At 60.4% G+C, this 11,922-nt stretch carries 10 protein-coding genes; 6 read left to right on the top strand and 4 right to left on the bottom strand.

All coding sequences use genetic code 11. The annotated features are described in order from the left end of the window. Nucleotides 1-56: 56 nt before the first annotated feature. Nucleotides 57-1,286, top strand: a complete 1,230-nt coding sequence (locus D3250_RS10515) for a DUF4192 family protein (protein WP_119903336.1) — start codon at nucleotides 57-59, stop codon at nucleotides 1,284-1,286. A 152-nt stretch (nucleotides 1,287-1,438) separates the two neighbouring features. Continuing rightward, nucleotides 1,439-2,806 carry an RNA polymerase sigma factor gene (locus D3250_RS10510; RefSeq protein ID WP_438830153.1) on the top strand — a complete coding sequence of 456 codons (1,368 nt, stop codon included), beginning with the start codon at nucleotides 1,439-1,441 and terminating at the stop codon, nucleotides 2,804-2,806. A gap of 177 nt (nucleotides 2,807-2,983) precedes the next feature. On the opposite strand, the gene D3250_RS10505 is transcribed toward D3250_RS10510, so the two are convergent. Further along, the gene (locus D3250_RS10505) at nucleotides 2,984-3,190 is read right to left on the bottom strand and encodes a DUF7455 domain-containing protein (protein WP_119903334.1); all 207 of its coding nucleotides are present in this window, start codon (nucleotides 3,188-3,190) and stop codon (nucleotides 2,984-2,986) included. A gap of 202 nt (nucleotides 3,191-3,392) precedes the next feature. Here D3250_RS10505 and D3250_RS10500 point away from each other — a divergent pair, with 202 nt between their 5' ends. Further along, nucleotides 3,393-5,453 carry a DNA gyrase/topoisomerase IV subunit B gene (locus tag D3250_RS10500; RefSeq protein ID WP_119903333.1) on the top strand — a complete coding sequence of 687 codons (2,061 nt, stop codon included), beginning with the start codon at nucleotides 3,393-3,395 and terminating at the stop codon, nucleotides 5,451-5,453. 59 nt (nucleotides 5,454-5,512) lie between these two features. Beyond that, a complete protein-coding gene (locus D3250_RS10495) occupies nucleotides 5,513-6,472 on the top strand; it encodes a heme o synthase (RefSeq protein WP_438830152.1) in 960 nt (319 codons plus the stop codon). A gap of 61 nt (nucleotides 6,473-6,533) precedes the next feature. Here D3250_RS10495 and D3250_RS10490 read toward each other — a convergent pair whose 3' ends face one another. Next, complete coding sequence (locus D3250_RS10490; protein ID WP_225973279.1) at nucleotides 6,534-7,232, bottom strand: IMPACT family protein; 699 nt, start codon at nucleotides 7,230-7,232, stop codon at nucleotides 6,534-6,536. Further along, entirely contained in the window at nucleotides 7,229-8,428 is a 1,200-nt protein-coding gene (locus D3250_RS10485; RefSeq protein ID WP_119903331.1) for a sigma-54-dependent transcriptional regulator family protein, read from the bottom strand. Before D3250_RS10485 ends, D3250_RS10490 begins: the two co-directional genes overlap by 4 nt. Nucleotides 8,429-8,587: 159 nt before the next feature. Here D3250_RS10485 and exaC point away from each other — a divergent pair, with 159 nt between their 5' ends. Continuing rightward, nucleotides 8,588-10,111, top strand: coding sequence for an acetaldehyde dehydrogenase ExaC (gene exaC / locus D3250_RS10480; RefSeq protein ID WP_119903330.1), 1,524 nt, complete (start codon nucleotides 8,588-8,590; stop codon nucleotides 10,109-10,111). A 34-nt stretch (nucleotides 10,112-10,145) separates the two neighbouring features. After that, nucleotides 10,146-10,544: a DUF779 domain-containing protein gene (locus D3250_RS10475; RefSeq protein ID WP_119903329.1), complete on the top strand. Its 399-nt coding sequence runs from the start codon at nucleotides 10,146-10,148 to the stop codon at nucleotides 10,542-10,544. A gap of 13 nt (nucleotides 10,545-10,557) precedes the next feature. On the opposite strand, the gene gdhA is transcribed toward D3250_RS10475, so the two are convergent. After that, nucleotides 10,558-11,916 (bottom strand): NADP-specific glutamate dehydrogenase, encoded by a 1,359-nt coding sequence (gdhA, locus tag D3250_RS10470; protein ID WP_119903328.1) that lies wholly within the window; start codon nucleotides 11,914-11,916, stop codon nucleotides 10,558-10,560. Nucleotides 11,917-11,922 lie beyond the last annotated feature (6 nt).

Genomic DNA, 11,922 nt, shown 5'->3' with positions numbered 1-11,922 from the left:
CCACAGTAGGCCTGAGCGCGTCCGCAGGGTACCGCTTGCTGCAGAAGTCTGGGGGCATGAGCGATCCATCAGCACACCACGAGCCCGACCGACCTCCACACGAGCAGCACTCGCCGCCAGATGCACAGCCACTAAGCGTAGAGCGCCCCGGGGATGCTCTTGCACTGGTCAAACACACTTTCGGTCATCTTCCCAAGGATTCACTGGTCATCATTGGACTCAGTGCTGGTACAACAGGAGGGCACCTGCGCGTTGACCTAGCCCCGGTACTCCGGGAGCCTGAGCGGCTGGGAGCTCAGTGCGCAGAATGGATTGCCGGCCCCGCCGCCGCACCAGCGCCAGAGGCTGCGATGGCCCTGATCTTCGACTCCGAGATCCCTGATCCGGACTGTCCTGATCAGTACGAGATTCTGATGGCCGCTCTGGCACGAGGACTTCTGGAGCAGGCCGGGGCCTCACTTGTGAAGGTTTGGCACGTTGGGCATGGCTACATTCGCGACTTTCAAAGCTGCGACGTCGATGAGCGCGAGTCCTTCCCAGGTGAGGACGCGGACTCCGCGCTGAGCAACACGCTTCAACGGATCCCCGCACTGGTCAGCACCCGTGCCAGCAGTCCCCTTGAGGCTCTGAGAGATTTTCTCGCTCCCAATCCCCTTGTGACCGAAGACCAACAGGGGCGTGTATGCGGACATCAGGCACCTCCTCCGCGCCGCAGCGAAGCAGTGACCGCCTTGTGGGAAGCGGCTCTGCGCCGGTGCTTGCGGGAGGCGCCGGCTGATCGCCGAGCTGACGCCGGGTGGGTTCACCGCTCACCAGAACAGACCGCCGCTCTCGTGCGGACCCTGGAGCACCCAGAGCATGTCGAGATACTGATGGCCCTAACCGTGACCGGGATCGACACATTGGAGGATCTCCTTACCAGGGGGGACTCGGATCTGGGCACGGTAGCGCTCACCGATGCGGTTTGGGGGCTGTCTTGCGAACCTCCTCGGTGGGAACGCGTTGAGTCCCTTGTTGCACTGCTGCGCCATCTTCTGCCCTACGCAGCCGATGCCCAGAGGGCTCAGATTTTGGGTCTGCGTTCCTGGGTGGAATGGCTCCGGGGCAGCGGGAGTACAGCCTCGGTGTTCGCCGATGCAGTGCGCGAGCAGTATCCCGATCTGTGGAGAAGCACCGCCGCGCCGCCCGTGGCCCGCAGCGTGTTGGCGTGTATCAGCACCCTCGGCGTGTGCCCGTGGGCACAGGTCAAGGAGTCGAGTTACTCGTGGTGGTCGGGGAGCCGCTAAAATTTTTCTGCAACGGGGGAATGGATGGGACGAGGGCTGTGTTGGACACCGTAAGACCCTGCAACCCGAGGCGGCGTATGTTTCGTCACTGGTACTTGACAGGGTCATAGGCGCGTTGAGCGCCGGTACCTCAGTAAACGAGACGGAAGGTCATCGTGCCCACTACTGCGTCGAAGTCAACACAAGAGACTGCCGCCGCTGAGGAGGCCGAGAAACCCGCCGCCAAGAAGTCGAATCGCTCTTCGTCTGCTAAGACGACGGCGAAGAAGACTTCTCAGGCAGGCGGCGCATCCCGGTCATCCTCCGCCAAGAAAAGCAGTTCCTCATCGACAGCCAAGAAAAATACAGCATCGACGTCCACCCCGGCGAAGAAGACGGGTGGCCGAAAGAAGGCTGCTGATCCCGTCGATGAAATCCTGGCTGAAGAGGCCAACTCGCCGACCGAGGCTCTGGAAACAGCTGTGGCCAAAGCTGAAGAGTCCGGTGAGGACGCGGAGAAGATCATGGAGCCCAAATCCGGTGTCAACGAGGAGGACGGCTCCGGGCGCGGTTTCGTCATCTCAAATGCCGACGATGATGATGCTCCCGCCGTACAGGTCGTCTCCGCTGGTGCGACTGCAGACCCGGTCAAGGATTACCTGAAGCAGATCGGCAAAGTGGCGCTGCTCAATGCTGAACAGGAAGTCGACCTGGCGCTGCGCATCGAAGCCGGACTCTTCGCTGAGCACAAGCTGAAGAATGACGCAGTCAAGGACAAGCGGCTCAAGCGTGACTACGAGCTCGTTGTGGCTGACGGGAGAAAGGCGAAGAACCATCTGCTGGAGGCAAACCTCCGGCTTGTGGTCTCCCTGGCGAAGCGTTACACGGGTCGCGGCATGCTTTTCCTGGACCTTATCCAGGAAGGCAATCTTGGCCTGATCCGAGCCGTGGAAAAGTTCGACTACACCAAGGGCTTCAAGTTCTCCACCTACGCGACGTGGTGGATCCGACAGGCCATCACGCGCGCGATGGCTGACCAGGCTCGAACGATCCGTATTCCTGTCCATATGGTGGAAGTCATCAACAAGCTGGCGCGGGTGCAACGCCAGATGCTCCAAGACTTGGGCCGTGAGCCTGCACCTGAGGAGCTGGCAGCAGAGCTGGACATGACCCCTGAGAAGGTCGTTGAGGTTCAGAAGTACGGGCGCGAACCGATTTCGCTGCACACGCCACTGGGTGAGGACGGGGACTCTGAGTTCGGTGATCTCATCGAAGACTCCGAAGCTGTGGTGCCCTCCGACGCGGTGAGTTTCACTCTGCTTCAAGAGCAGCTGCACTCGGTCTTGGACACTCTCGCCGAAAGAGAAGCTGGAGTCGTTGCCATGCGGTTCGGGCTGACTGATGGGCAGCCGAAGACTTTAGACGAGATCGGAAAAGTCTATGGGGTGACTCGGGAGCGTATAAGGCAAATCGAGTCTAAGACCATGTCGAAGCTGCGGCACCCAAGTCGCAGCCAGGTCCTGAGGGATTACCTGGACTGATCACCCATGGTCGTGGCGAGCTCTCATCCTCGCCGGCTTAGTAGGCCCGAACAACTGAATAATAGAAGAGATCCCCCGGGGCGCCCCGGGGGATCTCTTCATATATCGGAAATGTCACTGGTGATCAGTTGCGCATCACGCTCACCTAGTGCATGACACGACACAAGTATGTGAGGGTCAGCTGATTCTTGCGGATTCGTCTGTCCACTCGATTGTTTGCGGGCGAAGTTTGGGCTCCACGTCGCGGCCATGGTGATTACAGAAAAGGAGCGCACCGCCGGAGCCGAGCACAGCACGGATATAGGCCTGCGCCCCGCAACGATCGCAGCGGTCCAGGGCAGTCATCGTTGGGGTGGCCTCGAGGGTGCTGGATGTAGCTGTCATGCTCTCGCCTCCTAGCGTTGCGTGATGGTGTCATCTATACAACCACGTGACCGGGCTGTGCATTCGCGTTTTGCCTCCCTTAGGCGTGGCTTTCGCCACCGGCGAATCAGCTGCGCTGCGCGGCGGCGCTTCTGCGGTTCAAGGTGGAAGCTTCGCCGTAACCTGTTAAGCAGTCCCTTTTATCAATCACTGGAGGCACCTGTTGGCTCAGCGTGACGAGTACAGCGCCCGACACTTATCGGTCCTTGAGGGACTGGAAGCAGTGCGGAAGCGCCCCGGAATGTACATCGGCTCGACCGACTCCCGAGGGCTGATGCACTGCGTGTGGGAGATCATTGACAATGCAGTGGATGAGGCGCTGGCCGGACATGCCTCGAACATCCACATCACGCTTCATCCTGACGACTCAGTCGAGGTCACGGACGATGGTCGTGGCATTCCGGTGGATATCGAGCCCCGGACCGGGCTCTCCGGCCTGGAGGTGATTTTCACCAAACTCCATGCCGGGGGCAAATTTGGAGGCGGCTCATACAACGCGGTGGGTGGCCTGCATGGGGTGGGAGCCTCGGTGGTCAACGCTCTTTCAGCCCGGCTGGACGCCCACGTCACCCGCGGTGGAAAAGTCCACTCCATGAGCTTCAGGCGCGGCGAGCCCGGGACTTTCGCGGGAAACAAGCCCGCTGATGTCTTCACACCTGCTGAAGAAGGCTCCCCTCTGCAGGTCTCCGGAAGGGCCAAGCGCGGCCTGACCGGGACGACAGTCCGCTACTGGGCGGATCGGGAGATCTTCTCCCCAGAAGCTCAGTTCCTAGAGCAGGAGTTGGTGGACCGGGCCAGGCAAACAGCATTCCTGGTGCCTGGACTACGAATCGTCATCCACGATCACCGCGGTGCACAGCACTTCGAGGAGGTCTTCCAGTATGACGGGGGTATCAGCGAGTTCGTTGACCACCTCAGCGCTGACGCACCTGTGACGGATGTCTGGCGCATCCAGGGCCATGGGGCCTTCACAGAGCGCATCTCAGTTGAGGGGGTTATGACGGATGTGGAACGTGACTGTGAAGTGGACATAGCGCTGCGGTGGGGAGTCGGTTATGACACCACCCTCAAGTCCTTCGTCAACATAATCGCCACGCCCAAAGGCGGTACCCACGTCACTGGATTCGAACAGGCCCTAGTGAAGGTCTTCCGCAAAGTCATTGACTCCAACGCCCGGAGGCTGAAGGCTGGCAACGACAAAGTCGACAAGGACGATGTACTCGCCGGGCTCACCGCTGTGATGACTGTGCGTATCGCGGAGCCGCAGTTTGAAGGCCAGACCAAGGAGATACTCGGGACGCCGGCTGCAAAGCCGATAGTCAACAAGGTGGTCTCCGAAGCGCTGGAGCAGCGCCTGACTTCGAGCAAACGTGCGGACAAGCAGGAAGCCACCGGAGTCCTGGAGAAGGTGGTCGCCGAGATGAAGTCTCGTATAGCGGCCCGACAGCACAAGGAGACACAGCGACGGAAGAACGCACTGGAGAACTCCACAATGCCGGCGAAACTGGTGGAGTGCCGGAACAAGAATATTGAGTCCAGTGAGCTGTTCATTGTGGAAGGGGACTCTGCACTTGGCACCGCGAAGCTGGCGAGGTCCTCGGACTTTCAGGCTCTGCTGCCTATCCGCGGCAAGATTCTCAACGTTCAGAAGGCGTCAGTCTCAGATATGCTCTCGAACACTGAATGTGCGGCCCTGCTACAGGTCATCGGCGCCGGATCGGGCCGCAGCTTTGATCTTGAAGTGGCACGTTACGGCAAAGTCGTTCTCATGACCGACGCCGATGTCGACGGAGCGCACATTCGCACTCTGCTGTTGACGCTCTTCTTCAGGTACATGCGCCCCATGATCGAGGCTGGCAGGGTCTTCGCCGCCGTCCCTCCGCTTCATCGCGTAGAAATCATCAACTCTGGGAGACAGGTCAACGAAGTGCGCTACACCTACTCCGAAAGTGAGCTTGTGGCGCTGCTGTCGGATCTGGAGAAGTCAGGGAGGCGCTATAAGGAGCCTATCCAGCGTTACAAAGGACTGGGAGAGATGGACGCTGATCAGTTGTCGGAGACCACCATGGACCCCGCCCACCGCTCGCTGCGCCGCATACGAGTTGAGGACGCTGAGGCCGCAGAGCGGGTGTTCGATCTGCTCATGGGCTCGGTGGTGGCACCCCGTAAGGAATTCATCATTGAGGGCGCCGCCGCCATGGATCGTGAGAAGATCGATGCGTAACCCTTACAACACCAATTTCTACACGTGGTAGAACAAGGTAGACTGTCACAGTGACCGATTTGAGCACTCGTACCCCTGGGGACCAAGCCGTTGCAGCGGCAGTGACGCCAGAAAAGAGAATCGGTTTCAAGCGGAAGGCTGCGGCCTACCTCTCCCTCACAAAACCCCGTGTCATTGAATTGCTCCTTGTCACGACTCTGCCCACGATGTTCTTCGCTCAGGGCGGGTTGCCAAACTTCTGGGTCGCATTGGCGACAATGGTAGGCGGAGCTTTCGCGGCCGGTTCCGCCGGTGCGTTCAACTGTTATCTGGACCGTGACATGGACCAGCTGATGAACCGCACGAAGAAACGCCCTCTGGTCACGGGGGAGCTCACTCCTCGGGAGGCACTGACGTTTGCCTCGGCGTTGGGTGCAGTAGCCATCACTGTGCTGTGGGTGGGAGCGAATCCACTGGCCGCCGGCCTCGGAGCACTAGCCATGTTCTTCTACGTCGTCATTTACACCATGGTGTTGAAGCGGCGGACGGAACAGAACATCATCTGGGGCGGACTTGCTGGCTGTTTCCCGGTTCTCATCGCCTGGGCAGCTGTCCGGGAGGCCGTCGAATGGCCTGCGCTGGTCCTGTTCTTCATCATCTTCCTGTGGACCCCGCCTCACTACTGGCCGCTGTCGATGAAGTACCGCACCGACTATCAGAACGCGGATGTGCCCATGTTGGGGGCGGTCGCCTCTGCAAAGACGGTCTCCGTGCAGGTGGTGCTCTACTCCTGGGCCACCGTTGCGTGCTCGCTGCTGCTCATCCCACTCGGATGGGCGGGAATCACCTACTCGGCTTTCGCGCTCGTCGCCGGAGGCTGGTTCATCTACGAGTCTCACGTGCTCTACCGACGGGCTCAGAACGAGTCATTGACCGACAAACGAGCGATGAAGCTCTTCCATCTGTCGATTCTCTACCTCACGATCCTCTTCATTGGGCTCTGGATCGACCCCTTCATCGGCAGTCCCTTGATGGGCTGACAGAGACCATGGACATGGGGCTACCACCCCTTGCGGTTCGTGCTCAGAAGATCGACTGAACCTAGGACGCAATGACAGCGTCGTGCCAATCGGTGCCGTAGGGCTCGAGCTCAGCAGTTCCGTTGCTCAAAGTGGCGGTGAGAGTGTGGAGTCGGCTGAGCGAAGCCTGGTCATCGGCGACAGCGAGTTCCAGTGTTGCCGCGCCCGCGGAGGATGTGTAATCCGTGCCGTGAACGGTGATGTGTGCAGAACGGAGCTCATACTCCCAGCGCCCCGCATCGCCGACTGGCGCGGGCAGTCTGAAATGGCGCATCGGCTGCCGCATGCGCAGCGCCTGCTGTGCATGCGCCTCTGTTATGACAGCCACAGCAGAATCGGAGTACGCGCTGACCAAACCGCCGGTGCCCAGCAGAGTTCCACCAAACCACCGCATCACCACAACCACCACATCACTGAGGTCCGCTCGGCCCCCCGGCATGTCTGCCCGAGTGACAGCGCCTAAGATTGGCGCTCCAGCCGTTCCGGACGGTTCGCCGTCGTCATTTGCTCGCAGGGTACCCCGATCATGACCGATCACCCAGGCAGAGCAATGATGGCGGGCGCTGGGGTGTTTGGTACGCAACTGGTCGACGAAGCTCTGGGCGTCCTCGATCGTTCGGACCCTGCGCATCACCGCTCGGAAACGGGACTTCTTCCGGACAACTTCAGAGACGAGGTCGATCCCTGGGGCCAGGACCGTGTATGCGGAGCTCGTCGTCACAATTCCCAACCCTGAGCGCTGGCGACTAGCGTGGCACGCCGCGGAGATTCGGCTGGAAGCATACGTAGGGCAGTATACAAAACCTCTCCATCACCTGCGGCCTCGCTCAATCGTAGGTAGCGACAAAGTTCATCCGGACTGCCGTCAGCGAGCAGTGCCTCACGGAGAACCGCTGACACATGCCGGCGCAGGACGCCGATGCCGGGGGAATCCGAGGCTGGCAGTAAAGCGCCCTGGTACGTGTTCAAGGCGGCAGATCGATCTCCCGCAGTCAACGCTGTCAGCGTCGTGAGGGCATCGACGTCGACGGGGGCGGACAGTCGGTAAGGACGCGAATAGAGGTCTAACCCGGCGGAGGCCGAGGTGGATCGGAGAAATCTCCGGAGGCGCACGATCTCTGCTCGCAACGTCACCTCGTGACCGGCTTCGCCGAAGATGAGCTCAGCGAGCTCGCCAGCGCTGAGCCCCCTCTGGTGCATTGTTGAATACCATGCCAACAGGGTGAGGATCTCAGCGTGCCTGAGGCTGAGGACCTCAGCTGCAGCCCCGAAACTAATTCGCGGCTGCGTGGTGCCAAGCGTGGTCAGTTCAACCACCCCGGTGTCTGCGGGCAGGGATCTCAGCTCTGCCTCGGCGGCCGTGACTGCTGCATAGATTAGCGGCAGCGAGTGCGTTGCCACCGCCCGTTCGTCACCGGTGAGGTCAACTACCCCTAATATTCGGCCGGTCCCGGGGTGCCGGATGGGTGCCGCTGAGCAGAAAAACTGATGTGCGGAGTAGGCGAAGTGCTCTTCCTGATGAACTTGGGCGCCGCTTCCGGTAGCGAGGGCGATACCCGGGGCGGAGGTGCCGATGGCCTCCTCCGACCAGAGGGCGCCGGGTTGGAAGGCCGAGATTTCGGCTTGGCGGAGGGACGTGCGGTCTCCGTCGACCCACAGCAGCCGACCCGCAGCGTCGCCTATAGCTACGATAAGACCGGCTTCAGCAGCTGGCTGGACAAGGAGCTTGTCGAAGACCGGCAACACATGGCGGAGCGGATGGGAGTTGCGGTAGGCGCTCAGTTCTTCGTCGGTGACGTTCACCGGCGCCACAGCGTGACCGGGATCCCTGAGGAACTGCGCAGAGCGGCGCCACGAATCGCGCAGCACAGGCTTCAGCGCCTCCCAGGTCTGCGGTTCATCTGGGACGGCCTTCATCCGGCACTCCTTCCCGGGCAAAGAGTGTGTGACATATCACAGCTTACGCCCAATCACTCAGCTCGCACGATGCAACGTTTGTGCAACCCGGCAAGCCATACCATTGGAGACAAGTAGTGATCTGTACCACTCCACATACAAGTCGACGAAGGAGTCGCTATGACCGTCTATGCACAACCAGGCGCTGAAGGCAGCGTTGTCAGCTTCAAACCACGATATGAGAACTACATCGGCGGTGAGTGGGTTGTCCCCGTCAAGGGTCAGTACTTTGAAAACCCATCGCCGGTCACGGGGAAATCGTTCACGGAGGTGGCGCGCTCCACCGCGGAGGACATTGAACTGGCTCTGGATGCGGCCCACAAGGCTGCTCCATCCTGGGGTAAGACCTCAGTGGCCGAACGAGCAGTGGTGTTGAACAAGATCGCTGATCGTATTGAATCGAACCTTGAGATGCTCGCGGTGGCTGAGACCTGGGACAACGGCAAAGCGGTTCGGGAGCCTCTTGCGGCTGACCTGCCGCTCGCGGTGGATCACTTCCGCTACTTCGCCGGAGTAATTCGCGCCCAGGAAGGCAGCAACAGCGAAATCGACGCCACCACCGTGGCCTACCACTTCCATGAGCCGCTGGGTGTCGTCGGGCAGATCATTCCGTGGAACTTCCCTATTCTCATGGCTGTGTGGAAACTCGCCCCTGCTTTGGCAGCAGGAAATGCAATAGTTATCAAACCCGCTGAGCAGACACCCGCTTCCATCCTTGTGCTCATGGAACTGGTGGGTGACCTGCTGCCGGCTGGTGTGATCAATGTGGTTAATGGATTCGGCACCGAAGCCGGTGCACCGCTGGCGTCTAGCCCGCGAATTAAGAAGATTGCTTTCACTGGTGAGACCACCACCGGCAGACTCATCATGCAGTACGCAAGCCAGAACCTCATTCCTGTCACCCTTGAGCTCGGTGGGAAGTCGCCCAACATCTTCTTCGAGGACGTGGCAGCTCGTGATGATGCCTTCTACGACAAAGCACTCGAAGGCTTCACGATGTTTGCGCTGAATCAGGGCGAGGTGTGCACGTGTCCCTCGCGCGCCCTCATCCAGTTGAGCATCATCGACGACTTTCTGGAGGCGGCAGTTGAGCGCACCCGGGCGGTGGTACAGGGCAACCCCCTCGACACGGACACCCAGATCGGTGCACAAGCGTCGAATGACCAGCTGGAGAAGATCCTGAGCTACTTGGATATCGGACAGAAAGAGGGCGCGGAGGTGCTGATCGGCGGGCATCAGGCAAATCTGGGCGGTGACCTCGCAGAGGGATATTACGTGGAGCCGACCATCTTCCGTGGGAAGAACTCCATGCGCATCTTCCAGGAGGAGATCTTCGGGCCGGTGGTTTCTGTTACTGATTTTTCTGATTACGACGACGCCATCTCTCTGGCCAATGACACCCTCTACGGGCTAGGAGCGGGGGTCTGGTCCAGGGAGCAGAACATCGCCTACCGCGCCGGACGTGATATCCAGGCTGGCCGGGTGTGGACTAACTGCTACCACCAGTACCCAGCCCACGCTGCGTTCGGCGGCTATAAGCAGTCGGGCTTCGGAAGGGAGAACCACCTGATGATGTTGGCCCACTACCAACAGACTAAGAACCTGCTGGTCAGTTACTCGGAAGATAAACTCGGCTTCTTCTAGACTGTCAGACCAATTCAGAGTGAAGGAGAGCACCATGGGTACTGAGCGCGTCGCAGTGACGGAGGATGCGGCCGCTCTGCTTCGTCGACTCCGTGACGAGCAGGGTAAGCCGCTGATGTTTCATCAGTCGGGAGGTTGCTGCGACGGCTCAGCGCCCATGTGCTACACACAGGGCACCTTTATGACCGGACCTCAGGATGTTCTGCTGGGGGAGTTGACTCCGGGAACACCTGAGCCGGTGCCAGTGTGGATATCCAAGCCGCAGTACCAATACTGGTCCCACACCCACATCACTATCGATGTCACCAAAGGACGAGGCTCCGGGTTCAGCATCGAAGGCCCCACCGGTCACCGATTCATTGTCCGCTCCAGACTCTTCACTGAGGAGGAGACTGCCAACCTTGCGCCGGTCACCTTCGGCTCACTGAGCTGAGCCCTGCCCAGGCTCAGATCACGCCCTGGGCGAGCATGGCGTCAGCCACCTGAACGAACCCTGAGATATTGGCCCCTGCGACATAGTCACCGGGGGCACCGTACTCCTCGGCCGTCTCAGCACAGCGGGTGTGAATCTTCTCCATGATGTCCGCAAGTCGCTGTTCGGTGTACTCGCTCGACCACGTGTCACGGCTCGCATTCTGCTGCATCTCCAGGGCGGAGGTGGCTACACCACCGGCGTTGGCCGCCTTGCCTGGGCCGAAGTGCACCCCAGCCTGCTCCAGCGCGTCGATCGCAGTCGGGGTGGTGGGCATATTTGCGCCCTCAGCGACTGCCTTCACGCCTCCGGAGATGAGTGTCGCGGCGTCGTTCTCGTCCAGCTCATTCTGAGTGGCGCATGGCAGGGCCACGTCCACCGGAATCCGCTCTGCCACGGACCACACGTTTCTGCCGTCGAGGAACTGCGCGCTGGGGCGACGGTCGACATACTCGATGATTCGACCGCGCCGCTGCTCCTTGATCTCCCGCAGCAGCGCCACGTCGATGCCGTCAGGGTCGTAGATGCTCCCAGACGAATCCGACGCGCCCACCACGGTGCCGCCGAGCTCATGGACCTTTTCAATGGCGTAGATGGCGACGTTACCGGAACCGGAGACAAGGACCGTTCTGCCGTCGAATCCGCGTCCCGCTGCGCGGAGCATGTGCTCGGTGAAGAACACCGTACCGTAGCCAGTCGCTTCAGTGCGCAGGAGCGAGCCTCCCCAGGTTACTCCCTTACCAGTGATCACACCGGCCTCGTACCGATTGGCGATGCGCTTGTACTGGCCGAAAAGGTAGCCGATCTCGCGACGCCCGACGCCGATGTCTCCGGCCGGCACATCCAGCCGATCTCCTAAGTGCCGGTAGGCCTCAGTCATGAAGGACTGACAGAAACGCATAATCTCAGCGTCAGTCCGACCCTTGGGGTCAAAGTCGCTGCCACCTTTTCCGCCACCGATGGGGAGGCCGGTCAGGGCGTTCTTGAAGACCTGCTCGAACCCCAGGAACTTGACCGTGCCCAGCAGTACATCGGGGTGAAAGCGCAACCCACCCTTGTAGGGTCCCAGCGCAGAGTTGTACTGGACGCGGAAGCCTCGGTTGATGCGCACGGTACCGTTGTCCTCGGTCCAGGGCACACGAAATATGATTTGACGCTCAGGTTCGCAGAGACGCTCAAGGATGGAGGCGTCCACATACTCGGGGTGCCGGGTCAACAGCTGGGGCAGAGAGTCAAAGACTTCCCGCACCGCCTGATGGAACTCGAGTTCCCCAGGGTTGCGACTGGTGACCTGCTTGAAAACTTCTTCAATCCGCTGGCGGCTGGGACTCACTAGTGC

The organism is Nesterenkonia natronophila, from assembly GCF_003595215.1.
Classification (GTDB): Bacteria; Actinomycetota; Actinomycetes; order Actinomycetales; family Micrococcaceae; genus Nesterenkonia; species Nesterenkonia natronophila.
The sequence above is the reverse complement of the archived record's forward strand: the minus strand, read 5'-3'. Positions and strand labels throughout refer to the sequence as shown.

Coding starts and splice junctions, on each gene's coding strand:
- D3250_RS10515 (WP_119903336.1), top strand. CDS start 57: ATGAGCGATCCATCAGCACACCACGAGCCCGACCGACCTCCACACGAG.
- D3250_RS10505 (WP_119903334.1), bottom strand. CDS start 3,190: ATGACAGCTACATCCAGCACCCTCGAGGCCACCCCAACGATGACTGCC.
- D3250_RS10485 (WP_119903331.1), bottom strand. CDS start 8,428: ATGAAGGCCGTCCCAGATGAACCGCAGACCTGGGAGGCGCTGAAGCCT.
- exaC (WP_119903330.1), top strand. CDS start 8,588: ATGACCGTCTATGCACAACCAGGCGCTGAAGGCAGCGTTGTCAGCTTC.
- D3250_RS10475 (WP_119903329.1), top strand. CDS start 10,146: ATGGGTACTGAGCGCGTCGCAGTGACGGAGGATGCGGCCGCTCTGCTT.